The sequence below is a fragment of the Rossellomorea vietnamensis genome (genome assembly GCF_008180615.1).
In the GTDB taxonomy this organism is placed as follows: Bacteria; Bacillota; Bacilli; order Bacillales; family Bacillaceae_B; genus Rossellomorea; species Rossellomorea vietnamensis_D.
Genome location: NZ_VTEH01000010.1, coordinates 98473 through 122873 on the forward strand (window position 1 = coordinate 98473; position 24401 = coordinate 122873).

General features: G+C 44.2%; 25 protein-coding genes, 2 pseudogenes and 1 riboswitch. Of the genes and pseudogenes, 21 read left to right on the forward strand and 6 right to left on the reverse strand.

Features of this window, described 5'->3' with window-relative positions:
* Positions 1–97 precede the first annotated feature (97 nt).
* The 4 genes and pseudogenes from FZC79_RS13345 to msrB all read left to right on the forward strand — a co-directional run bounded on the left by FZC79_RS13345 (position 98) and on the right by msrB (position 2338).
* On the forward strand, positions 98–922 hold the full coding sequence (locus FZC79_RS13345) for an aminoglycoside N(3)-acetyltransferase (RefSeq protein WP_148947271.1): 825 nt from the start codon (positions 98–100) through the stop codon (positions 920–922).
* Positions 922–1338, forward strand: a complete 417-nt coding sequence (locus FZC79_RS13350; RefSeq protein WP_148947272.1) for a VOC family protein — start codon at positions 922–924, stop codon at positions 1336–1338. The genes FZC79_RS13345 and FZC79_RS13350 overlap by 1 nt, the downstream gene beginning before the upstream one ends.
* Before the next feature lie 37 nt (positions 1339–1375).
* Positions 1376–1900, forward strand: a pseudogene (msrA, locus tag FZC79_RS24005) (peptide-methionine (S)-S-oxide reductase MsrA); the annotation flags it as partial.
* Positions 1886–2338: a peptide-methionine (R)-S-oxide reductase MsrB gene (gene msrB, locus FZC79_RS24010; protein WP_353733610.1), complete on the forward strand. Its 453-nt coding sequence runs from the start codon at positions 1886–1888 to the stop codon at positions 2336–2338. The pseudogene msrA and the gene msrB, both read left to right, overlap by 15 nt.
* Before the next feature lie 608 nt (positions 2339–2946).
* Here msrB and FZC79_RS13360 read toward each other — a convergent pair.
* From FZC79_RS13360 to FZC79_RS13370, 3 genes are all read right to left on the reverse strand, one after another.
* Positions 2947–4233: an MFS transporter gene (locus FZC79_RS13360; protein ID WP_148947291.1), complete on the reverse strand. Its 1287-nt coding sequence runs from the start codon at positions 4231–4233 to the stop codon at positions 2947–2949.
* An 85-nt stretch (positions 4234–4318) separates the two neighbouring features.
* Entirely contained in the window at positions 4319–5626 is a 1308-nt protein-coding gene (locus FZC79_RS13365; protein WP_148947273.1) for an alkaline phosphatase family protein, read from the reverse strand.
* 558 nt (positions 5627–6184) lie between these two features.
* Positions 6185–7705, reverse strand: a complete 1521-nt coding sequence (locus FZC79_RS13370; protein ID WP_148947274.1) for a UDP-N-acetylmuramoyl-L-alanyl-D-glutamate--2,6-diaminopimelate ligase — start codon at positions 7703–7705, stop codon at positions 6185–6187.
* 313 nt (positions 7706–8018) lie between these two features.
* Between FZC79_RS13370 and FZC79_RS13375 the strand changes: the two genes are divergently transcribed.
* The 3 genes from FZC79_RS13375 (at position 8019) to FZC79_RS13385 (ending at position 9877) form a co-directional block, all read left to right on the forward strand.
* Complete coding sequence (locus tag FZC79_RS13375) at positions 8019–8486, forward strand: GtrA family protein (protein WP_148947275.1); 468 nt, start codon at positions 8019–8021, stop codon at positions 8484–8486.
* A gap of 39 nt (positions 8487–8525) precedes the next feature.
* Entirely contained in the window at positions 8526–9527 is a 1002-nt protein-coding gene (locus tag FZC79_RS13380; protein ID WP_148947276.1) for a Gfo/Idh/MocA family protein, read from the forward strand.
* Positions 9528–9661: 134 nt separating this feature from the next.
* Entirely contained in the window at positions 9662–9877 is a 216-nt protein-coding gene (locus FZC79_RS13385) for a DUF378 domain-containing protein (RefSeq protein ID WP_148947277.1), read from the forward strand.
* 88 nt (positions 9878–9965) lie between these two features.
* Here the strand turns inward: FZC79_RS13385 and FZC79_RS13390 are convergent, their stop codons facing one another.
* Positions 9966–10475: a DinB family protein gene (locus FZC79_RS13390; RefSeq protein ID WP_187442774.1), complete on the reverse strand. Its 510-nt coding sequence runs from the start codon at positions 10473–10475 to the stop codon at positions 9966–9968.
* A 633-nt stretch (positions 10476–11108) separates the two neighbouring features.
* Here FZC79_RS13390 and FZC79_RS13395 point away from each other — a divergent pair.
* The 7 genes from FZC79_RS13395 to FZC79_RS23860 all read left to right on the forward strand — a co-directional run bounded on the left by FZC79_RS13395 (position 11109) and on the right by FZC79_RS23860 (position 16119).
* Positions 11109–11618 carry a DUF4178 domain-containing protein gene (locus tag FZC79_RS13395; protein ID WP_148947279.1) on the forward strand — a complete coding sequence of 170 codons (510 nt, stop codon included), beginning with the start codon at positions 11109–11111 and terminating at the stop codon, positions 11616–11618.
* Positions 11619–11634: 16 nt separating this feature from the next.
* Positions 11635–12306, forward strand: coding sequence for a PspA/IM30 family protein (locus FZC79_RS13400; protein WP_148947280.1), 672 nt, complete (start codon positions 11635–11637; stop codon positions 12304–12306).
* Between the two features lie 199 nt (positions 12307–12505).
* On the forward strand, positions 12506–13108 hold the full coding sequence (locus FZC79_RS13405; RefSeq protein WP_148947281.1) for a DUF4247 domain-containing protein: 603 nt from the start codon (positions 12506–12508) through the stop codon (positions 13106–13108).
* A 140-nt stretch (positions 13109–13248) separates the two neighbouring features.
* Positions 13249–13644, forward strand: a complete 396-nt coding sequence (locus FZC79_RS13410) for a DUF350 domain-containing protein (protein WP_148947282.1) — start codon at positions 13249–13251, stop codon at positions 13642–13644.
* Between the two features lie 82 nt (positions 13645–13726).
* Entirely contained in the window at positions 13727–15277 is a 1551-nt protein-coding gene (locus FZC79_RS13415) for a polyamine aminopropyltransferase (protein WP_148947283.1), read from the forward strand.
* Positions 15278–15467: 190 nt separating this feature from the next.
* Positions 15468–15938: a hypothetical protein gene (locus FZC79_RS13420; protein ID WP_148939528.1), complete on the forward strand. Its 471-nt coding sequence runs from the start codon at positions 15468–15470 to the stop codon at positions 15936–15938.
* A gap of 46 nt (positions 15939–15984) precedes the next feature.
* On the forward strand, positions 15985–16119 hold the full coding sequence (locus FZC79_RS23860) for a hypothetical protein (RefSeq protein WP_262372167.1): 135 nt from the start codon (positions 15985–15987) through the stop codon (positions 16117–16119).
* Between the two features lie 254 nt (positions 16120–16373).
* Here the strand turns inward: FZC79_RS23860 and FZC79_RS13425 are convergent, their stop codons facing one another.
* Both FZC79_RS13425 and FZC79_RS13430 read right to left on the reverse strand, forming a co-directional pair.
* Positions 16374–17906, reverse strand: coding sequence for an FAD-dependent oxidoreductase (locus FZC79_RS13425; protein ID WP_148947284.1), 1533 nt, complete (start codon positions 17904–17906; stop codon positions 16374–16376).
* A 199-nt stretch (positions 17907–18105) separates the two neighbouring features.
* A complete protein-coding gene (locus FZC79_RS13430) occupies positions 18106–18951 on the reverse strand; it encodes a bifunctional 5,10-methylenetetrahydrofolate dehydrogenase/5,10-methenyltetrahydrofolate cyclohydrolase (protein ID WP_286365370.1) in 846 nt (281 codons plus the stop codon).
* 100 nt (positions 18952–19051) lie between these two features.
* A riboswitch (ZMP/ZTP riboswitch) is annotated at positions 19052–19140 on the reverse strand.
* 270 nt (positions 19141–19410) lie between these two features.
* Here FZC79_RS13430 and FZC79_RS13435 point away from each other — a divergent pair.
* The 7 genes and pseudogenes from FZC79_RS13435 (at position 19411) to FZC79_RS13460 (ending at position 24002) form a co-directional block, all read left to right on the forward strand.
* Positions 19411–20139 carry an SDR family NAD(P)-dependent oxidoreductase gene (locus tag FZC79_RS13435; protein ID WP_187442775.1) on the forward strand — a complete coding sequence of 243 codons (729 nt, stop codon included), beginning with the start codon at positions 19411–19413 and terminating at the stop codon, positions 20137–20139.
* Positions 20139–21170 (forward strand): S-adenosylmethionine:tRNA ribosyltransferase-isomerase, encoded by a 1032-nt coding sequence (locus FZC79_RS13440; protein WP_148947285.1) that lies wholly within the window; start codon positions 20139–20141, stop codon positions 21168–21170. The genes FZC79_RS13435 and FZC79_RS13440 overlap by 1 nt, the downstream gene beginning before the upstream one ends.
* A gap of 39 nt (positions 21171–21209) precedes the next feature.
* Positions 21210–21533 (forward strand): annotated as a pseudogene (locus FZC79_RS24015) (VOC family protein); the annotation flags it as partial.
* Between the two features lie 58 nt (positions 21534–21591).
* Positions 21592–22236 (forward strand): YczE/YyaS/YitT family protein, encoded by a 645-nt coding sequence (locus FZC79_RS13450; protein ID WP_148947287.1) that lies wholly within the window; start codon positions 21592–21594, stop codon positions 22234–22236.
* A 170-nt stretch (positions 22237–22406) separates the two neighbouring features.
* A complete protein-coding gene (locus FZC79_RS23185; protein WP_187442777.1) occupies positions 22407–22568 on the forward strand; it encodes a hypothetical protein in 162 nt (53 codons plus the stop codon).
* A gap of 140 nt (positions 22569–22708) precedes the next feature.
* Positions 22709–23188 (forward strand): DinB family protein, encoded by a 480-nt coding sequence (locus tag FZC79_RS13455; protein WP_187442776.1) that lies wholly within the window; start codon positions 22709–22711, stop codon positions 23186–23188.
* 136 nt (positions 23189–23324) lie between these two features.
* Positions 23325–24002: a DNA alkylation repair protein gene (locus tag FZC79_RS13460; protein WP_252183325.1), complete on the forward strand. Its 678-nt coding sequence runs from the start codon at positions 23325–23327 to the stop codon at positions 24000–24002.
* Positions 24003–24401: the final 399 nt, after the last annotated feature.

Genomic DNA, 24401 nt, shown 5'->3' on the forward strand with positions numbered 1-24401 from the left:
GAGAGTGAAATACCGAAAATTGAAAAAACGCATTAAAATGGAGATAATAAAAGGTAAATAAAATTCAAGTTAATCAGAGAATAAGGGGAAGTTTGTCATGAATGAAAAAGAAGCAATTCAGCAGTTAGAGAAGCCAAACACGACTGCAAGTCTGGTTCGGGATTTTAAAAACATGGGTATCGAAAAGGGAATGGTCCTCATTGTTCACTCTTCCTTAAGTTCCTTAGGATGGGTTTGCGGTGGTGCAGTTGCTGTAGTATCTGCTTTGATGGAAGCTGTAGGGAAAGAGGGGACTCTTATAATGCCTGCTCAATCTGCAGATAACTCTGATCCGGCAGAGTGGGAAAATCCTCCTGTTCCGGAGAGCTGGTGGCAGATTATCAGGGATGAGATGCCTGCCTATGATCCTGATGTGACTCCTGCGAGAGGAATGGGGAAAATCGCCGACACGTTTAGGAACTTCCCAGGAGTAAGGAGAAGCAGCCATCCGATCTATTCTTTTGCTGCTTGGGGTAAACATGCTGATCTTATATTAAGCGAGCAGCCGCTGGAGGAAGGGTTTGGTCCAAATTCACCTCTGGCAAAAATTTATGAGTTAAGTGGAAGCGTGCTCCTGATTGGTGTTTCGCATGAAAGCAACACTTCTCTCCATTTTGCAGAGCACAGTATTAGCAGCCGCCAGAAGGTCAAAAAAGGGACTGCGCTGATGGAGGATGGAAAGCGGATATGGAAAAACTACGAAGAGATCTTATACGATTCTGATCCTTTTGATGAACTTGGAAAAGAATTCGAGGAAAAGCATGCTATTAAAACTTCAGTGGTCGGGAAAGCTGACTGCAGGCTTATGGAGCAGCGTGCTGTAGTTGATTTTGCACGAAGATGGCTTCAAGAAAAAAATGAAAAGAAGGGAATGGAAGAGTGATGAATGAAAAATTAGTAAGAGTGGGAACTACTTATCTTCCTGTGCAAAACCCGGCATCATCTGCTCTGTGGTACTCTGTGAACCTTGGAGCGGAAATAAGCTACCAGGATAGCGATAAGGCGATTTTAAACCTAGCCAATCAGAGCTTTTTTCTTGTGAAGGCAGGCAGTAACCAATCGGCCGGTTTTTTTGATCAGAATGGAGAGGAACACTTTTCATTAACATTTGAAGTGGACGGCCTGTCAGCATTGGAAGATCTTCACCACAAATTTAAACAGCAAAAAATTAAGACTGGGGACATTGAAGATCGGGGCCATGCCGGCCGGAACTTTGTCTTTTGGGATATGGACGGCAACATGTTCGATGTATGGAGCGAGCTTAGTCCTGACTTTAAAAAGAGATATACGATAGATTAAAATGTTTCACGTGAAACCTTTTTGAAGGAGGAAAACGATGACAAAACCGCAATACGAAAAAGCAACTTTTGCCGGCGGATGTTTCTGGTGCATGGTTTCTCCTTTTGATGAGAGGGAAGGCATCAAGGAGATAGTAGCAGGATACACGGGGGGAGTTACTGAAAATCCGTCATATAAAGAAGTAGTGTCAGGGAAAACAGGTCACAGAGAGGCTGTTCAAATTGTCTTTAATCCTGAGGTGTTCCCATATGAAGACCTTCTGAAGCTGTAATGGCAGCAGATTGATCCCACAGATCGTGAAGGACAGTTCAGCGACAGGGGAAGTGCCTATATGACAGCTATCTATTACCATAACGAACAACAAAAGGGTACAGCCGAAAAGTCAAAGCGGGACCTGCAAGAAAGCGGGAAGTTTCAGAAGTCAATTGCAACCGAGATCCTTCCAGCCCAAGCCTTTTTTCATGCGGAAGATTATCATCAGGATTTTTATAAAAGAAATAATTTCAGATACGAACTTTACCGCAGGGGATCCGGCAGGCAGGAGTTTTTGAAGAAGCACTGGCCAAAGGATACATCACATCTCAAAGAAAAACTCACAGAAATCCAATATCAAGTCACACAGGAAAATGGAACAGAGCCTCCTTTTGAAAATGAATATTGGAATAATGAAAGGGAAGGAATCTATGTCGATATCGTTTCTGGAGAACCGCTTTTTACGTCAAAAGACCAGTATGACAGCGGATGCGGCTGGCCCAGCTTCACAAAGCCTGTTATGTCTGCAAGCGTAAAAGAGAAATATGATTTGAGTCACAGAATGACCAGAGTCGAAGTGCGAAGCCGTGAAGCTGATTCTCACTTGGGACATGTATTTGAGGATGGTCCAGGTAAAAACGGGCTGCGGTACTGCATCAATTCAGCTGCACTAAGGTTCATTCCTGTGGAAGATTTAGATAAAGAGGGGTATGGGGATTTTAAAATCCTTTTTCCAGCACATTCATAAAAGATCCGCTCAATGTCATGGATACTCTTGATTCCCCTGATAGCGCAAAAGTGCATTGAATCAGCTATACCAGGCAGATGTCCCAAAGAAAAGTCCCCCTAAATTTTATAAAAATAATTGGCATTGTCCACTAAGCAATAAAAAACGTCCTGAGAACCCTCACAGGACGTTTCATTTTGATACCAATAGTTGTATGAATGCTGCTGAAGTATGGTGATTAGCCGTTAAACACCCTACTAAAATGGGAAACCACCGCTCAAGTATGGTGATTAGCCGTTAAACACCCTACTAAAATGGGAAACCACGGCTGATGTATGGTGATTAGCCGTTAAACACCATACTAAAATGGGAAACCACGGCTGAAGTATGGTGATTAGTCGTTAAACACCCTACTAAAATGGGAAATCGCCACTGAAGTATGGTGATTAGCCGTTAAACACCCTACTAAAATAAGAAATCGCGGCTGAAGTATGGTGATTAGCCGTTAAACACCCTACTAAAATGGGAAATCGCCACTGAAGTATAGGGATTAGTTGTTAAACACCATACTAAAATAAGAAATAGTCACTGAAGTATGGTGATTAACCGGGCAGTGCTTTTAGAGGCATTTACATCTTCAGATTTCCCGCATCTATAGGAGCAAGATGCTGTTTCGGTTCAGGAACCCGGGATAGAATAATGATGCCGATGATGAATAGGACGACAAGACTGAATACACCTGTACTGGAATCGCCTGTCACCTGAGCAGTCACCGCGACAAGGAGCGGTCCCATGATGGAGGCAAATTTTCCAAAGATATTATAAAAACCGAAAAATTCATTGGAGTTTTGTTTAGGAACCAACTTGGCAAAATACGATCTGCTTAAAGCTTGAATCCCTCCCTGAGATGTTGCAACAAGCATCGCGAGTATCCAGAAGTCTAAAGTCGTTTCCAGGAAATAAGCATAGATACAAACAAAGATATAAATGATGATACCGACATAGAGCATTTTCTTTCCTGTGAATTTTTCAGAAAGCCTTCCGTAAAGAATGGCAAATGGAGCTGCCACGACCTGGGTGACAAATAAGATGATGAGAAGGCTTGTGGATGATATGCCAAGGTCTGACCCATAAGCTGTCGACATCGTGATGATGGTGCCGACACCGTCAATATAAAAGAAGTAAGCAAGCAGAAATAAGAATAAGGCACGGTATTTTTTGATTTCTTTAAATGTCTTCGCAAGACGCTTGAAGCTGTTGACGACCGGCTTCGGTTCCGGCTCAATATAGTAGCGCTGATGGACATTTTTAAACATGGGAATGGCAAACAATCCCCACCACAAAGCAGTTATCAGGAAGGCAATCTTACTTGCAATCGTAGTCGAGAGGGGGATGGTCCCGCTTTGTGACAGAACGATAATGGCAATACTGATAAGGAATGGAATGGTGCTTCCGATATATCCCAGCCCATAGCCTCTGGCAGAGATCCTGTTCATTCTTTCATCTGAGGTCACATCGGTCAGGAAGGCGTCGTAAAATACGTTTGCCCCCGCGGAACCGACTGCAGCGAAGGTATAACAGATTAAAAGGATGAGCCATTGGTCACTTGGAATGAAAGCCAGCACGGCTGTAGCTGTGATTCCCAAGCCAAAGAAGAATGTGAAAAACTTCTTCTTGAACCCTTTATAATCGGCAATAGTTCCAAGGATCGGACCGAGCATGGCCAATATAAAAGTAGCGATGGCAATCGTGTATCCTAAGTAAGCAGTAGAATCGGACGGGCTTACTCCCGCATTGGTGGCGGCTGCCTTGTAGAACAATGGAAAAACCGCCGTTGAGATTATGATGGAATAAGCCGAGTTAGCCCAATCATAGAACATCCAGCTGTTTTCTTCTTTCGAAAAACTTTTCATCAGCATTGACCTCCTGGAAACGATTTCAATTTTATTGTACAAGAAAAGCAGTGAAGAAAATGAAAAGCCCGTAAACTTTACATAAGATTTACAGTTTCAGCAGGTCTTGGACGATGTGCCCGTCTGTTTCTCCCAAGTGAATCCCCAGCAGCCTGGCAAATGTCGGCCCTTCATCCACAAGAGTCATGGCCGGGATGATGCCCCCCTCGCGTATCCCTTTACCGGAAGCCATCAAAATCGTATGATAATCCGGCTTGTTCGGTGAATATCCATGGGAGGCATACGTATATTTTCCAGATTGGACATCTTCAGGAGTGATTTCATCCAGATAACTTCCCTCGAGCCCTTCTTTAATGTAAAAGCCTTTTAGAGCTTCAATCATGAAAGCACAGTTCCCGTCAGCTCCTTTTTTCCGGGCTTCTTTACCGGTTATGATATGCTCAATACCGTTCTTTTCATCCTCTAAAAGATCCCGCAAGATCCCTTCTGCGGCTTTCAGTGTTTCTTGATCATGTGGGTCTTTAACGTATATATATGCCGAGCCGTCGCAGCTTTTGCAATAGGCTTTCCAATCAATCACTCGCCCGGTGTCGTTTACGCTGATCAAGCCCTTTTCCTTCAATAGGACATTGGGTTTAATTGCTTTGGATTCATCGAGAGCGCTGTGGTCGCCAAGGGCTATAATGGTTGAATTGTCATATATGCCGGAATCCTTCAAGGCTGACAGGATTCTGCCTAGACGCTCGTCATGTCTTTTCAAAGCCGCATATGCCTCCTCAGAAGAGAATCCATGATAGTGCCGGTTGGAATCCAGGTCGGTAAAATGGATGAGCATGAGGTTGGGCTTTTTCTTGCGAATGGTTTCAACCGTTGATTCTAGTACAAAGTCGTCCAGCTCCGGCTGAAACAGGCCATTACGGATGTGACCGAAGCGCCGGTTCATTTCCAGCTGAAAAGAAGTGCTTCCATTCCAGAGAGAGACGGCTATCTGGTGATGCCAGGGCCGGTTAGCGAATATTTCAGGCATATTGTAGTCGATATTCGCCTTGGCGGTTACAGGCCATAGTAAGGCAGCAGTCGTCAAGCCTGCTCGTTTTGCTTCATCATAGAGAGTCGTCCCTTTGATATGATGTCTGTGCCAATACCAGTCAGGAGAGGCGCTGCCAGGCTGCAGGTGAGTATTGTTGATGACTCCATGTCTGTTTGGGAAGTTGCCGGTTACGATAGTGGCGTGGCATGGATAGGTGACGGAAGGATAAATCGTTTCGACAGCTTTGCAATAGGCGCCTTTTTTTAGAAATGCTTTAAAGTTAGGAAGTTCGGTCAGTGTGGGAAAATCCAAAGAAGAAAGACAGTCGAATGAAATAACAATCAAGTGGTCAGTAAGTTGTTCCATGGAAGCCTCCGGAATCTAAATATTTAAAAAATTCACTATATGTATTAAATATAACAGAAAACCTGGATTAGACCAGAAAGGATTTAAATGGAAGCGAAAACTTTACAAACGCCATTCTGAATAGCATCCAGCCGGCTTGGGGTCCAGGGATACGGGGCCGTGAAGTGGATTTACGGCTTTCATTTTTCCATAGTGAATGTTGTTCTTTGCTGCTTTCTCACTGCTGCTCTTTAAAGCGGCCGCAAACTTTGTAAAAGGCTGTTTTCGCATATATTGCTGCTTTCGTAAAAATATCAAGAGCCGGATTTTTCACCGGTTACTAAGAGTTCTATCTCTTAGCGGGGGAGAGCAGCTCTTTTCTTTTCTATTACCGTATTTTTTCTTTTCTTGGTATTGATCTTTCTTCGGAATAAAATCAATAGCAACAAAGTTTACGAAAAGTGCCTTGCAAAAACACCTATAAGAAGAGTAATTGAAAAAATAAAGGGCGAAACCATTGGCGGTTTCGCCCTTTGCCAGCCTCAATCTTCCCTGAAGCCGGACAGTATTGTTCCAATATCATGCCTGAATATAGTCGTAATCGTAATCCGTTTTATCGTCCTTGAAGTATTCCGCAATTACCTCTTTATCCGAATGGGGAATTTCCTTTCCTTCGACGATCTGGGCTCCATTGATACAGCCGCTTGTCAGAAGAATGAGATCCTCTTCGTTACTGAGTGAAAGGGCGGACAGAACTCCCTCTGCTCTGGTTCTCTCAGTATAAATGTTCTCAGCAGACGGATCAGAGAAGCCAGCCAGGACATGGCTGATGATCTCGTCAGGATCAGTGAAATCAGGGTGATCAACGGAAACGACAATCTCATCTGCTTTTCCGTCAATTGTTTCTGCCATCAGCGGCATTTTGGATTTATCCCTGATGCCGATTCCTGTGATCAGAACAATCAATCGTTTGTACTCCAGCTTTTTAACTTCCCTAAGCAAATTATCAAGGGCAGCCGGTGTGTGGGCATAATCAAGAAGGATCTTTCTGTTTCCGTACTCTGTCAGAATTTCAAACCTTCCTTCAGGCCCTTCGACCGATGGCAGAGCCAGCAGGATTTGATGAATCGAATAACCTGAGTGCAGGGCTGTACATATAGCAGCAAGTATATTGGCTACGTTATAGTTTCCGATGACCGGCACTCTGACAATATAGGACTCATCGTGAACCTTTAGTTCAAAAAAGGTCTCGTGGCCGATGGTTCTTAAATTGGATGCTTTTACATCTGCTTCTGACCTTCTATCAAGGCTGTAAGTAAGCACTTCCCCGGGATACATGTCCAGGATATCCTTGCCCATGCCGTCATCATCGATATTTACCACTGCTTTTTTAGCCTGCCTGAACAGTTTAAGTTTGGCTTCTTTGTAGTTTTCGAATGTTCCATGAAACTCCAAATGTTCAGGAGAGAGGTTGGTATGTATGGCGACATCAAACTCTATTCCCTCCACCCTTTTTTGTTCGGTGGCGACTGAGGATACTTCCATGGCAGCAGCCTGATCACCGCGCTGATAGAATTGATCAAAAATATAATGCAAATCAGAAGATTCCGGAGTAGTCGGCGTACTTTTCTTCAGATTGATTTTTCCAGAGGAAGAAATGATGCCGGTCGTCCCGATTGAGCCGGTCGGTGTTCCGAGCAAGGTCATCAAGGATTTCACATAGGCAGTGACAGTGGTTTTCCCGTTCGTTCCCGTCACCCCGATAGTGGTCAGCTTTTCGTGGATTCTTTTATAAAATAGGATTGACAATTGCGCAAGGAAAGCCCTGGCATCTTCTACCAGAAGAAATGTCCTGTCCGGATACTTTTTACTGGCTTTTTCAAGAACCTTAGCGTTTTCCCCGGCCAGCACAGCAGCTCCATTATGAATTGCGTCTTCCAGGAATGAATGCCCATCGTGCTTTTCGCCGCTTACGCAAACAAACGCAGCATTTTCCAGCACTCGTCTAGAGTCATAATTGACGTTTGAAATTTCTCTCTTCTCTTTTCCCCAGAGGCGTTTGATTCCTAACTGTTCCTGTGATGTAAAGTCAATATTCATGGCTCTCTCCCTTTGATATGAAAGTCGGTGATCCCAAGCTTCATATATAGTTTGACCGTAACAGCAGTGAGCATATACAAGAGGAATAAATGCTTGTCATTCTCTTTCAACATACTGTCTCAATTTCTATCCGTCTTTACCCGGATTTTCAAAAAGTATGCTGGAAAAGATTTCTTGTAAAGAAAAAATAGTGGCTCATGCTCTTGTGAAAAAAATGAATTGTATTAAGTTTTGGATTGTTCTGAGAAGATTTTCCATGAAAATTGAGATATACTCTAGATAAAATTCAACAGTCAAATGCTCGGAGGAAGGTATGGCCGGAAATAAATCAAGGGGCTTTTTTCAACTCATTCAATTCAGCATCATTGGAATAATGAATGCCTTTATTGATATCTTTTCGTTAAATTTGTTTTTATTTCTATATCCTTCAGAACAAGGGGCGGTATTGGTTCTTTTCAATACTGCCGCCTATACCCTGGCTGTCTCAAACAGTTATTTTTGGAATTCGCGCCTGACTTTTAAAGAGGGCAGCAGGGATGGCCGGGTAAAACTCATCTTCGTGATACAGGCGCTGATCAGCCTTTTGATCAGCAATGCTGTATTCTTAGGGTCAGTTCAGCTGCTTGGTATTACATCCTTGCAGCTGTTTCTGGTACACAACCTCTCGAAAGCCCTTGCCATGCTCCTGTCTTCGGGAGCAAGCTTTCTTTTTATGAAGTATTTGGTCTTCCGGACAGAAGAGGAATCATCTGTAAAAGGGAAACGCAGCAGAATCAGATAATCGTTCGTGCCATCATTGACTAAAGGAGGAGAAGAAGAAATGAGCACTGTAAAATGGGGAATCATGAGCACAGCCAATATCGCCAGAAAAGCCATCATCCCAGCACTCCAAAATTGTGGTAATGCTGAAGTCACGGCAATTGCCAGCACAAGCGGAAAGGCAGAAGAAGCTGCCAAAGAATTTTCCATCCCTAAAGCATATCAGAGCTATGAAAAACTATTAGACGATCCTGATATCCAGGCGGTCTACATCCCGCTGCCCAATACCATGCACAAGGAATGGGTTACGAAAGCGGCAGAGAAAGGCAAGCATGTGCTGTGTGAAAAACCGGCGGCATTGAACGTTGAAGATGTAGAGGAAATGGCCGAAGCCTGCCGTTCAAATAATGTCCTCTTCATGGAGGCCTTTATGTACCAGTTCCATCCACAGCACAATCGGGTCAGGGAACTGATTGCAGAAGGTGCCATTGGAGAAGTCAGGCATATGAAGTCTGCTTTCACCTTCAAACTGGATTTTGAAAGAAATAAACAGAATATCAGGCTGGATAAAGGCCTTGGTGGAGGAAGCATCTGGGATGTCGGCTGCTACTGCATTCACTCCACGAGGTATATACTAGGGCAAGAACCTGTAGAGGCCTATGTGAAGGCGGATGTTCATGAGGAATTTGGAGTAGATACGAAAGCATCAGGCCTTCTCAGCTTCGAAAAAGGGGTAACCGCGAGCTTCGAATGCGGTTTTGATCAGCCTATGAGGGATTTCTATGAAGTTTACGGCACTAATGGGACAATCAAGGTTCCGTTTGCCTACCGTTCAGACCGCTTTCCTGACGGAGAAGTCAGCATTCTCATCAGTGATGAAAAAGGGATAGAGAAAAAAGAGGTGCTGGAGGGAAATCAATATGAGATTCAAACAAACCACTTCAGCCAGTGCATACTGAACGGAGAAAAACCTGTTTATTCTCCTGATGATACCAAAAGGAATATCAAGGCCATTCAAGCTTGTTATGAGTCCTTGGAAAAAAATGCTCCTGTACGATTATAATTAAAAGTACCCTATCGTCTCTCAAGAGGCGGTTTTTTTATGAAAAATGGTACCTGGAAGATAGATGACGAATAGTTAGAGTTGGATCTTAGAGGTGAGCGAAAACCACACGAAAACTATACAAAATCAATACAATGAAATGTTTTATCTGTATTTTTACGGGCATATCAATTGCACTAATACTATTAATTGTCGGAGGCCTAAACTGGCTGCTTGCCGGATTATTCGAATTTGACCTAGTAGCAGCCATCTTTGGGGGACAGGAAGCCATTCTTTTTAAAATTGTTTCCATCCTTGTTGGTCTTTCAGCGATTTACTGCATCAAACTTTTTGGCAGAATCAAAGATTAATAATAGCTGCTTTATCAGCAGACTAAAGCCACTCCAATAAGTTGGAATGGCTTTTTATATGGCTATTCAGCCTTTTTTAGGGAATTTATCATTTGGCCTTTAGATTAACAGGCTCCCACAGGTTTTCAATCCCCTGCACACGTTTGATGGCGGTAATGGCTCCTTGATGGAGACCTTCATGCCAGTTCGCGAAGGAAACTACTTCGGCTAACGTTTCAAAAGCAATTTCCTTTGTCATTTGGAAAGGCTTTTCCCCTTTCTCCGATAGTTTTCCCATGAAAGAGGCCTTCAACCTTTCCGGCTGTTCAGACAAGAGCGGTCTTAACTCTTGAAGTGAAGGAGGCGTTCCTTCCCAGGCATCAGGACTTGTATTGAAGCCAAACATTTCAGCAAAACCTTCGGGGATTTGTCCTTTTTCTCCTGCAAAAGAATGGATAAGGTTTTCATGGCTTAAATATATATGGCCCAAATTCCATCTGATGGAGTTTTTGAAACCCTCCGGCACAATGTCAGCCATTTCTTCCGTTGTGTTGTCCAATGCGGCAAGCGTTCTCATACGGATAAAATCCATTTGTTTAAAAAGTTGTGTATCCTCCATCATCATTCCTCCTACAGCGTTTTCCTTACTACTTCTGTAAATGTGGAGAAATCCCTTCTATTTAATGGGTTCTAAGCGTAAACTTTGTTGCTATTCGATCCTAATTCCGAAAGGCTCTTTCTAAGAGATTGTTACTTCCCATTTTTAGGTAGAGGGTTGGAGCAGAACTCCGTTTCATGTAAACAGCCACAAACTTTGCGAAAACAGCCTTCCGAAAAAATAACTAAATTCACCGGAAAAACCTGGCTACATGAAAAGAAAGGAGCTGCTATCCGAGATTAGAGAGAAAACCCTTAGTATCCAAGGGGAAATCCAAATCTTGGGGTTTTCCTTAAGCAATAAACTGCCTATTTAATATAGGAGGTTTAATGTTAGACTTATATCGGGCAGGAAGGGATAATTAGATTTATAACAATGTGGAAGTGCATAATGAGAAGGAAACGCTGATTGTTAGTAAAGTCTCAAAGTTCGAGAAAAAAATAAAGGATTGGGACCGGATTGGTTGAAGTTAGTAAAAGGATATTAAAAAATATACAATATACATACGATAGATTTGGTGTAAATCTGAAACTTTTTGATTCGCAGTGCGTATAAGTTAGTAAGAACATAGAAAATCTGGACGGAGGTGAAAACATGAGCATACTAAAAAGACTGTTTGGCAAAAAGGAAAAAGAGGTGCCAGTCGTAAAAGAACGAAATGTTTTCACAATTGAGGTCGGAGATATTGTGGCATATGATCTTGAGGACTATGAAGTGGTCAGCAAGCTAACATATAATGACCATGGCTTCGAATGGATAGGATATCAGTTGGAAAGCCCGGGACGTACAGTGTGGCTGAGCGCCGAGATGGATGATCAGGTGTATTTAGGGATCTATGAAAAAGTGAAGCTGAAGCTGAGTGAACCGATACCGGAAGAAATTGAATATAACGGAACACGTTATTACTTGGATGAATCCGGAACTGCAAGAGTAAAAGGAGAAGGCCGCGGGAAAAATGTGAATGACATAAATTGCCGTTACTTCGATTTTGAGGATGAAGACGAAGAAAGCTATTTATCCGTGGAGATTTGGGGCAGTGAAATCGAGGTCAGCAGCGGATATGAAATCAATGAATATGAAATCAAAATAATCGCAAGCAATTAATCAGGAGGCTGAAATCATGTTTCAATTATTTAAAAGAGTAAAAACAGTAGTAGGTTCAGAATTGAATGCCATGCTAGATAAAGCGGAAGATCCGGTGAAGATGCTTGACCAGTTCATGCGTGAAATGGAAGCGGATATCCGTGACGCAGAGGCGGCGGTAGCGAAGCAGATCGCAAATGAGAAAATGCTTCAAAGGAAATATGAAGAAGCAGACAAAATGGCGGAGAAGAGACAGCAGCAGGCAGTCAAAGCACTGGAAGCCGGCAATGATGACCTTGCCAGAAGAGCACTTGAAGACAAGAAAACCCACAGTGCCCAAGCTGATACAATGCGTGAATCCTATGAGAGAGCCAAAGGCGATGCCGACAGCTTGCGCAAGAAGCTTGATGAAATGAAGAATGAATACAACCAGATGAAGCTGAAGAAGGATTCATTAAAAGCACGCGCTGAATCAGCAAAAACACGTACAAAAATGAACCGTGCCATGTCTTCAATTGGCGGGGACGAATCCAGAAAAGGCTTCGACCGTATGGAAGAGAAAGTCCTGCAGTTTGAAGCAGAGGCTGAAACAAGCGAGGATATGAAGTCATCGAACCGCAGCCTTGATGATGAACTTGATGCATTAGATAAGAGCAATGGTGTCGATGATGAGCTGGCAGCCCTAAAGAAACAATTAGGCAAAGAGTAGTTTGATTGCAGGAACTGCGGAAGTGGCGGTTCCTGCTTATGTATGTCTTCCTGGAAGCATTGCATTTGGAAGGTGTATCCAGGCAGTCTTTTTGAAGACACGAACTTGGCGATCTAGTGAAGAAGATGTATCCAAGCAGGCCCCTTGTGAACAAATCACATCAATTTGAAGTAATGAGCAAGTGAAAGCAGGTGAGTAAATGAAGAAGTCGTTAGCGGTCTTGATTGTTACAATGATTATGCTGGCCGCCTGCGGTCCTGGCCCTGGTTCAGGGAGCGGTTCAATATTCAAGGAAGGTATAGTCGACTTTATTAACAATCAATATACCTTTACCGATACGGTGGCAAGCGGGACGGATGACAGCAATTATTCAGAAGTTTACATAGCAGAAAATCAATCAATTGATGAAGTAGCCCAAGCTATCCAGAATCACGTGGAACCCGAAAAGATTAGTGACAAGAAGGACAATAAGCAGGTGCTTGTCTATGACGAGTTGTTTGTCATCCTTACAGAAGATGAGGAAGACAGTGCGAACACCATGATTGAAGTGGCTAATGACCGGTTTGTCCGCAACAACTACAGCCCGAGTTTCTTTCAGGGTCTGCTGCTTTATTCGGTTTTGAATAGTTTACTCGGTACCAATGACTGGGACAGAAGTCAGCGTCTAAAATGCAGAAATAACCCTGAATTGTGTTACGGCGGCTACAGCCGATCAGGCGGGACTTTTACAGGCTACAATAAAGCACCTATCCGCGGCGGATCATCTTCTGTCAGGGGTGGAGGCCCTGGTGCCGGAAAATAAAAAATGGAAACGCACTGTTCACCTCCGGCAGGCAAATGTTTCGAAGAGAAAAAAGGACGTTCATTCTTTTCGGACGCTTTGACCCGGGGATCCTGTGCTGCAAATGGTTTGAATAAGGAATTTAGAAGGGAGACTGAGGCATGGAACCATTTATTTTAACACTTATGTACTTTGCAATAGCGATAGTAATTGTAATAATTGGACTCTATATTTTTGAATTGTTGACAAGTAAATACAAGGATTGGGATGAGGTACTGGCAGGAAATCAAGCAGTTGCCCTTTCCATAAGCGGAAAAGTGATCGGAATCTGCATCGTCCTGGCTTTTTCGATTTACCACAGCTCCGTACTGACCGACACACTAATCTGGGGCGCTTTTGGGGTCGTCCTGCAAATGGTTGCATACTTGCTGTTTGAACTGGTGACAAGAAAGTTTTCAGTTGAGGAACAGCTGCATAAAGGCAATGTGGCAGTTGGAATCATCACCTTTGCTGTATCTGTCGGATTGGCATTTGTCATCGGGGCTTCAATTACGTAATGAAATCTCCGTTCGGCTTCACAGCTGGGCGGAGACAAGAATCTCAATTTAACCCGAAGGCTTTCATAAAGGGGACTTATCAGTGGAAAACGAAGGAATTCGAAAAACGAAAGCAATTTATTGGGCTTCAGGGATTGTCTCGATTTGCGGGATCATCTTTGAAGTCCTGTTTGGTGCCGCGGGATCTTATATTCTTGGAGACGGAGTGAAGCAATATACCTTAACCATTTCGCTCTTTTTGACAGGGATGGGGATCGGCGCTTCTGTCAGCGAAAAGGTGACCAAGAATCTTATCGTCTCTTTTATTTGGATTGAATTGCTCATCGGCTTGATTGGCGGGTTGTCCGTATTTATCTTATTCGGAGTGACAGCGTTTTTGGGTGAGGGAACGGACGCCTTTTTCCTCTATGCTGTAACAGCGATCGTGGGGGCATTAACGGGTGTGGAGCTTCCGATACTGATTAGAAAAGCAAATGAAATTGGAGAAACGTTGAGCCGCAGTACTGCAAGGGTGCTCTTTTCCGATTATGCGGGCGGTCTGATTGGCGGGCTGCTGTTTGTCTATCTGCTGAGACCTCAATTGGGTTTAGTGAAAACAGCTTTTGTTGTTGCCTTGGTGAATGTTATTGTCGCCCTTTGGCTCATCGTGTATTTTAAGGATGAAATCAAATCCTTGAAGAAACATGCTGCTGCGGGCATCACGGTATTCATCTTTTTATTGTCAGGAGTTTTCTGGGGAGAGGAAATGGCCTTTTCTTTTGAGCAAAAATTGTACCGTGACCCTATCGTTTTTTCCGAGAATACAAATTATCAGCAAATCATTTTGACGAAAGAACAAGGCGATCTGCGGATGTTCCTGGACGGACAGCTGCAATTCAGTTCAGCAGATGAATACCGGTATCATGAAACCCTGGTCCATCCGGCTATGGCCGGTGCGGAAAGAAGAGAGAATATTCTTATCCTGGGCGGCGGGGACGGACTCGCCATCAGGGAGTTGAGAAAATATGATGAGGTCAAGCAGATCACACTTGTGGATCTTGATCCCCGTGTTGTGGAGCTGGCCAAAGAGAACCCTTCTATCGCTGAGCTGAACGGACATGCCTTTGAAGATGAGCGTGTCCAGGTCATCAATCAGGATGCCTTTAACTTTATGGAAAAGTCCTCAGATCTTTATGATGTCATTTTAGTCGACCTGCCCGATCCCAATAATGAATCATTAAATAAGCTGTACACATTGGAATTCTATCAGCTGATCCGCAACCATCTCCCCCCGGGAGGCACGATCATGGTGCAGAGTACCAGCCCGACTTTTGCGACCGAAGTGTATTGGAGCATTGATAAAACCATTCAGGCAGCGGGACTGAATACAGCGAACCTTCATGTTGATGTACCAAGCTTCGGAGACTGGGGATTCGTTCTGGCTTCACGGGAAAAACGATCTCTATCGGAGCTGGATATAGAGGTGGAGACAAAGTTTTTAACGGAAGAAGTGCTGAATGGCTTAGGTGCCTTTGGAAAAGACATTGATTCCTCGATAACAGATGAGAATGGTAAAGAAGTGAAGCTGGAAATCAACACATTGATCAACCCGAATTTGATCCAGAAATATGAGAAAGCATGGACCACGTATTAGACGACCGGGCTTGCCTGTCTGTCTAATACGTTTTTTTGTGCCCTAAACCGGTTATTGTAATAAGAATGTGGCGATAAAGAGAGTGAGGGCTTTTGACCGAAAAGATTCATGTATGATTGGGAGATGAATATAATGGGGTGTATGGATTTCTGAAAGCCAATTCTTAAAAAAGGTGTGTTTGGATTTGGAAATGGATAGTAAATTGCAGCAAATCACAAGTACCTTGCAAGCGAGAGCGGGCAGCAGCGTCAATGTGATGCTGGCGAAGGACTTTCCAGGTAAGCGGATTGCCGGCGGAAAATACAATATGGGCACTCATACAATTACGATGTATATCGATGAAATCAAAAGACAGTGTAAAATCCTGTTTTCGACACTGGATCATTTTTATGAATACTTTACTGTGGTTTTTGCCCACGAATTGGGCCACGCGGGAGATAATGAACTCGAGGAACTTGCAGACAGGCTGGATTCCTCCGATGAGTATGAACGAAAACGAATTGCCCTGCAGATTGAAGAAAATGCCTGGTGCATAGCAAAAGATCTGATTCCGGAGATAGACAGAAACTTTACAAATCACATCATACAGGAATCCCTGCTTTCCTATCGCGCCCAGGTGAAAACGGAGACAGTCTCTGTACCGGCCTGCATAATTCCATAGGGTTCTCTTCATACTATGATTGTAAGACCTAAAAGGAGAGATGAACATGGGACGCACAAAGTCAGGCAATGGAAACGCACAGCGCAACGACAACCAGAAAAAAGGTAACCGGACGAGCACCGAAATGGTCGAATTCACGACTGGTGACGCAAAGAAGAAAAAGAATCGATTTCAGGATTAATAATGAAAAGGGGCATCTCTTGGCTGAGAGATGCCCCTTTTTTATTTCTTATGAATGCGGGAGGGTGTTTGGTCTGTTGAATTGGTTGTGCCGATAAATTGAGGTTTTCCGCCGATAAACCTTGGAAAAGCGCCGATAAAAAATTTTTTCCGCCGATAAAGTTGCTGAAATTGCCGATAAACGGCTGGTTTCCGCCGGTAGGCTGACCAAACCATTATCCTCGAGGCAACGCACCCACCCGAATAATAGCATCATTAATACTTCAGCTTCTTCAAAGGCTTATTCGCCGGCCCTTCCAGCACTTCTCCATCAATCGAGAACCGTGATCCATGACAAGGGCAGTCCCACGTCCGTTCCCCATGGTTCCAATCGACCTCGCACCCCATATGCGTACAAGTTGTGTCTACGATATGAAGAGTTCCGTCTTCATCTTTGAAAGCCCCGCCTTTTTGTCCATTGACGGAGACGTGAGCTCCTTCGCCATTCTCCAAGTCTGCCGGAGACTTCGAGGCAGGAGTGATCTTGCCTTTGATCAGGTGCTTCGCGACATCACCGTTGTATTCCAGGTAATGTTTGATGCTTGGATCTGCGACAAAGCGGGAAGGACTGAAGATTTCTTCATAAGGGCTCGACTTCTTGATGATAAGGTCAGAAAGAATCATGCCAGCTGCTGTTCCCGAGGTCATTCCCCATTTTTTAAAGCCTGTCGCAACAAAGATGTTTTTATGGTTTGCCGTCAATTGCCCGATATAGGGAACTTTATCAACTGAGATTAAGTCTTGTGCGGACCATCGGTAAGAAAGTTCTTCGATCCCGAGAACAGATTCAACGTACTCCTCTAATGCCTCATAATGCTTGACGGTATCTTTCCCTTGGCCGGTTTTATGGTCCTCGCCTCCAACGAGAATGAGTTTCTCGCCGTTGACATCGGTAAACCGGAGAGAGCGGGTTGGATTTTCCGCATTGAGATACATGCCTCCCGGAAATTCTTTTTTTGCCTTCACTCCGAGGATGTAGGAGCGGCTGGCATACATTTTCGCGAAGTAAAAGCCTTTTCCGTCAAAGAAAGGAAAGTGTGAGCAGATTAAAACGTTGCTGCAATTTACTTTGCGGCCTTCTCTGGTTATAACCGTTGGGCTGCTTCCTTCCTGGATATCAACGGCCGTTGTATTTTCATAAATAGTGCCGCCGTTTTTAGTGAACTCTTCCACAAGAGCTTTTAAATATTTCAATGGATGGTATTGGGCTTGTTTTTTCATTACGACAGCCGATTTGATATCCAGGTCGATAGGAAGCTTTTCTACCAGTTCGCCATCGATACCGAGTTTGTTATAGGCAATGAACTCCTGTCTTACCTTTTGGTCATACTTCTCTGTAATGCTGTACACATACGCATCCTCTTCGGTCAAATCACACTCGATTTGCAGGTCTCTTACATTCTTTTTTATGTATTGAAGAGCGTCATCGTTTGCTTGATAGTACGTTTTTGTCAGATCCACTCCAAAATGCTGGATGAGCTCATCATAAATAAGCCCGTGCTGAGCGGTGATCTTCGCTGTCGTATGGCCCGTGGTCCCGTTAAGGATGCTCCCTGCCTCAATGATGGCTACCTTCTTCCCTTGTTTGGCGAGTTCATATCCCGCTGTAATACCCGCAATACCTCCCCCGACAATCGCAATTTCCACCTCAGTATCCTGAGAAAGGGGCGGATAGCTGTCAAAGCTGACAGACTCTCTCCAGTAAGGCTCCGGCTGCTCATTCATAACTTTTTCATTAACTGATGTCATCATAATCCTCCTAAACTATACTGATAAGCCTATAGTTTCCAAAATGAGGATAAATATGCTCTTGGTGACAGTCACCACCCGGTTTTTGTCGAATGGCCAAAGTTGAGGGTGGTTCCTGTTGTTGGTGCGTCTGCTACATCGGGCACAAAGCAGCTCACAGTAAAACAAAAAAGCCCCTGCATTTGCAGAGGCTGATATACTAGATAAGTTTTTCCGCCGCTTCAACGGTTTGCTTCAGCAGCATGGAAATGGTTACAGGACCGACGCCGCCGGGTACAGGTGTGATGGCGTCCGCTCGTTTCAAGCATTCTTCGTAGTCGACATCACCGACGTTGCCTTTGTTGTAGCCGGCGTCCAGGACCATGGCTCCTTCTTTAATCCAGGAGCCTTTGACGAAGTTGGGTTTTCCGACAGCCGCTACGACGATATCTGCTCCTTTAACGATGTCTTCCAGGTTTTCTGTATAAGAATGACAGGTTGTCACCGTTGCGTTCCGATTCAGGAGCATCATGGAAACAGGTTTGCCAAGGATGGGGCTCCTTCCGATAACAACAGCATGCTTCCCTTCGATCGGCAGTTCATAAAAATCCATGATTTCCAATATTGCTGCAGGTGTGCAGGAAGGATACGTTCCGAATCCAAGAGAAGTCTGGCCGAAGCCAAGCGAAGTGACACCATCTACGTCTTTTTCAATTGCGATCGCTTCAAAAGCAGCCCGCTCATCTATTTGAGGGGGAACAGGATGTTGAAGAAGGATTCCGTGCACGCCTTCGTCTTCATTCAGTGATTGAATCGTTTCCAATAATTCTTCTGTTGTAGTGTCATTGGGAAGGGTGATTTTTTTAGAAAGGATGCCGAGGCGCTCACACGCATTTCCTTTCATTTTGACGTAAGTGGCCGAAGAAGGATCATCACCAACCAGCACTGTGGCGAGACAAGGGGTGATTCCGTTTTCTTTCAGGTTTTCCACTCTTGACTTCAGTTCCTCTTTTACTGCAGTTGCGACACGGCTGCCATCCAGAATTATCTTTTCTTTCACTGTCATTATATTCCCTCCTGGTTATTGTTGAATTGGCTGATTTCAGAACAAGAAAAGAGGCTGATTTAAAGGACATACATCTACCTGAAAAGGTGTCCAGAAAATCAGCCTCAGCCCAGGCGAACGGCTAGTAGCTTTTAAAAAAGCAGCTCCCTTGTGGTTGGTTCCACAGCTTCGCCAGTCACTGCTTTCGTCGTTTTTAATTGTTGGTTTTAGTATAACACGAATATAAATTAATAATCTACCTTTAATGTTCGTTTTTTTGCAAAAGTACATTGTTAATTGGATTGTTCACTCTTAAGTGATCCACACACCCGGGTTGAAGCAGATGAAGATGTTTCGGTCAAAAGTCGCAGAGGAGGCTCAGGCAAATTAGGGAAGGCCGTCTCTTTCTATTACCCGATTTGCCGGCGGCTGGCCATCCATATAATGATGGTAACAACAGAATCGAAAGGGGATTTTAGAATGAGTAAAGAGAAAGTGGTCATGATTACTGGAGCTTCAAAGGGTTTGGGGAGAGAGCTGGCATTTGCTTTTGCCAGGCGGGGAGCTAAGCTTGCGATTTGTGCAAGAGGAGAGGAAAAGCTGAAAGAAGTACAGCATGAACTTGAAAGGGCGGGTGCAGAGGTGGTGGCTGTAGCTGCGGATGCTGCCAACCCTAGGGATGTTGAACGGTTTGTATCGATTACGGAAGGCACTTATGGAAGAGTTGATGTCCTGATCAATAATGCTTCTGTGTTCGGCAAAGGGCCTTGCCTGCTGTTGGATTACACGCATGAAGAGTTTCAAGAAGTGATGAGGGTCAATACCATGAATCCACTCTTGATGACCAAGCGGGTTCTTCCAGGTATGCTGTCACGTAAAACAGGATCCATCATCAATCTGACTTCAGAAGCGGGTAAAACAGGGTTTGCGGAATGGGGAGCTTACGGAATCAGCAAATTTGCAGTGGAAGGTATGACCCAGACATGGGCAGATGAACTCGAAGATACGGGGGTGCGGATAAACATGGTGGATCCCGGAGAGATGGATACCGAGATGCATGATAAAGCCGTGCCTCAATGTGATTATGAATTGGCTGATCCGGCAGACGCAGTCGCTGTCTTTCTCTACCTGGCCTCAGACCAATCATCAGGAGTGAATGGGCGAAGATTCGAAGCTCAAAATTTTAACTCTGATGAGGAGGTAATCTGATGGGAGCGATCTCCAATGCATTCGAAGTTCCTCAGTCTCTTAATGCAAAAGTGCCGGCTGAATTACGGGGCAGGGGCAGAGACGATGTGCGCTTGATGGTCATGGATGGGGAAGGGGTGTATCATGAGCGATTCTCTTCTCTTCCTGACTTCCTTGAAAAAGGAGACCTTCTTATTTTTAACAACAGCCGCACCATCCCTGCAGTCCTCAAGGCAAAGGCTTGTAACCGGGAAGCGGAAATCAGGTTGTCGAGACAATTAGATGGGAGAACGTGGGAAGCACTTATTTGGGGAGGCTTGTATTCAGCTGGCTATGAATTTACCTTGGTAAATGGAGTGAAAGCGGTCATCACCGGAAATGCCGCTGACAAGCCGTTAATCACTATCTCCTTTTCCATTGAAGGTGCTGAGCTGTTGGACTATATTTACAGATATGGTGAACCGATTCGCTATGAGTATATTGAATCTGACTGGCCGCTTGAGGCTTACCAGACTGCCTATGCTTCTGTTCCCGGCTCTGTTGAAATGGCATCAGCAGGCAGGGCATTCTCATGGAAGATGTTCGATAAACTGAAAGAAAAAGGAGTGGAGACGGCATTTCTGACACTTCATACCGGATTGAGCTACTACGGAAAAGACCGCTGGCCGGATCCAAACAAGCATCCGGAAGCTTTTCATATTTCCGAGGAGACGGCTGAATTAGTCAACTCTGTGAAGGAGGCTAAAGGCCGTGTCATTGCTGTCGGGACCACTGTCGTCCGGGCGTTGGAAACAGCAGCAGATGACGCTGGCCGCCTTACCGCGACAGAAGGGATTACAAACCTTTATATTAAAAAAGATCATCAATTAAAAGCAGTCGACGGCCTTGTTACTGGTCTGCACGAACCGGAGGCGACCCATCTTGAAATGCTGTCAGCGTTCACCTCTCCACATCGATTGTTTGCGGCATATAGGGAGGCATTGAAGAAAGGTTATCTTTGGCATGAATTCGGTGATGCGAATTTGATTATGTCAGAAAGAGCTCATTCATGAATTGGCATCATGCGGGGATAGAGGTGGGAGAATCTTGAACGGTCCGCTGCCTTCTATGAAAAAATATTTAGGTTAAAGGCTGGAAGCTGCCTTAAGCTGGGGGAGGAAAAGATTGTCTTCCTGACCTGCGGTTCCGTTGTTATTGAGTTGATAGAGAACAGTGAGCAAATCACAGGTTCTTCTAATCTTCATCTTGCGTGGGAAGTCGAGGACCTCGCTTATTGGATGGACCACATAGAGGAATGCGGTCTGAAACCACTGGAGGGTCCATATAGTTTAGATAGCGGCCTAACTGTCATTTTTTACAAAGGACCTGATGGAGAAGTGATCGAGCTCGTTTCCCAAAGAACAGGTGTTTATTAAACTATCAATATATGATAAAGTATTTCGGGTGGCAAACTAACATTTAGGATGGGATAACATGAACAGAGAATACGGGTTACGCTGGTCGTTCTTCACCATCGGACTATTAGTATTGGCATTCGGAATTACGTTGACGATTAAAGGAAAGGACCTTGGCATAGGGCCTTGGGATGTTTTCCACTATGGACTGTTCCTTAAATTCGGTCTGACGATTGGAACGTGGTCCATCATTGCCGGGCTTATCCTCCTGCTTGTAACCGGGCTGGCGACGAAGACGTTTCCTAAAATCGGTGCATTCCTCAATATGCTGTTAATTGGTTTATTTATAGATTTTTTCAACTTTATCATCCCTGACACTTCTTCGATTGTGGTGCAGAGCATCTTATTTGCTGCAGGAACCATCATCATTGGTTACGGCATAGGGCTTTATGTTTCAGCAGACTTTGGCGCCGGCCCGCGGGACAGCCTGATGCTGCTGATTGTGGAGAAAACAGGATGGAAGATTCAATGGGTACGAAACGGAATTGAAGTGGCGGTATTCGTGCTGGGCTGGCTGCTTGGCGGACCAGTGGGAATAGGGACCGTCATCATTGCCTTCTTCCTTGGATCGGTTGTCGGCTATGCGCTTCCGCAATGCCAGCGTTTCATGCGTGGTTTGATTGCAAGAGGAGCCCGTGCTGAAACGGCTTCATCAAAAATATAGCGAGTTTTGTCTTAACCTGAAACCTGCCGTGGTTCAGGTTTTTCTTTTTTATTACGGGAAGTGGTTGATAGACTCTGAGTATTCACTATCGAACTATTGAAACTTTTCAAGGTTTATAAACGTATACACTTATATAAGCAAAAACTGAAAAAAGAGTGCCCAAGGAGGACATGATGAAGGTTAAAACGATTACTGGCTGGACGGAAGAAAGTTTGGATAATAAGGTAAATGAGTTTCTGAATGATCCTGCAATCGAGGTAGTAGAACTCAAGTTTTCAAGCACCATATTTTCTTATAGTGTAATGATTTTATATAAAAACAAGACATCATAGAGTGGATGATGGACAAAAACCTTGGATTGGTTGAGATCCAAGGTTTTTTTATGGGGTGCAAATTTCTGTTTTCAAACTTTTCAAAGGAATACACCCCCTACATGCAGAAGCAGTTATTGAATACGTCTATTGGAGGAAAAATGATGATAAGCATGGCCAAGCTTTTCAATTATCACGCATGGGCAACTGATAAACTGCTTTGTTATATCGAAACAGAAGTGCCGGATAGCTTTTCCGCAGAAATCACTAGTGTGTTTCCATCCATAAAGGAGACCTTTCAGCATCAGTATGAAGTGGACTGCTTGTGGTACGGGAGGATGAACAAGAATTATCCTATAAAAGGGGAACCCCTGTCATCACCGCAAGATTACCGGAAAGCTTTCCAGGAACTGCATCAGGAGATAGAAAGCTTTATAGCCGACAGCTCCAATTTAAATCGGAAAGTCAGGTATAGCACTTCAATAGGAGAAGAGTTCACAAATGATGAGGAAGAGCTGCTTCAGCACCTGGTGAATCACGGTACTTATCACCGGGGAAATATAAGTGCAATGCTGCGTCAGCAGGGACATCCCGGGTGTTCAACAGATTATATCTATTATCTGAGAGAGATGGAAGGATGAAAGAATATATTGGAGATTGCAAGAAATGTGGAGAGCCGCTCTACTGCCTGGATGGTTTTTTCAATGGCGTCCATGATCCCGCTTCAAAAACGATTCTATGCTTTCAGTGCACACCAAAAAAGGAGGAGGCTGACAAGTGACCTATTCACAAAGACTGATTGCTTATTTTAAAGGACATGCAAATAAAGAGAATGCAGGACCCATGAAGGCCTATATGCGAAATCAATTCGATTTTTTGGGAATCAGGACACCGGAGCGCAAGATATTGCTGAGAGACTTTCTGAAGGAGAATGGTACACCTTCGCTTGAGGAACTGCCTGAAATCGCAAGGACACTTTGGGAACAGCCGGAACGTGAATTTCAATACCTGGCCCTGGCTCTGCTGGATAAAAATCGAAGCAGGCTCCAGCCGGTTCACCTTTCGTTAATGGAGGAGCTCATTGTCACTAAATCCTGGTGGGATACAATCGACACGATTGCATCGCGGCTAGCCGGTTTCATGATAAGGAAACATCCGTTGGAGGGGGAACTGTTTCTGGAAAAGTGGATTGCTTCGGACAACTTTTGGCTCAACCGGACGGCCCTCCTTTACCAGCTGAGTTATAAGGAAGGAACAGATGAAGAAAGATTGTTCTCTTATATTAAGCAGCATGCTTCCTCCAAAGAATTTTTTATAGAAAAAGCCATTGGGTGGGCGCTGAGAGAGTATTCCAAAACCGCTCCCGACAAGGTTGCCGCTTTTATTGAAAGAGAAGAGTTACGGCCGTTGAGCAAGCGTGAGGGATTGAAGCACCTAAAGAGAGTAAAGCAATAGTCATGAACAGAAGCCGGTTCGAAACAGCCGCTCCCGCTTTTTTATAGGCCGTTTTCGCAATGATTGTTGCAAATGATAGGTAATGGATTTCCGCTCCAGGCGGACGACTCCGCGGGGCGGGCGGTGAGCCTCCCTCTAGAAATGTTGGAGTATCAACGTTTAAAGCAGTTTTTAACAACTATAAAATTTTTTTCTTTGTTACTAATAATCAGGATTTTCTAAATCTATAAGAATTTGTAAAATCATCCTAACGCTTCGCTAGAGCTAATTGGAAATCATTAACTCTCATTACCTATGTGATGCACCTTGGATCTCTGCTATTCTTATGATGACGTACCCTCCCATGTCTCTTGGCGTCTAGCGCGTACATTCCTTCGTTCGGTCTATTCATAAGGCAGA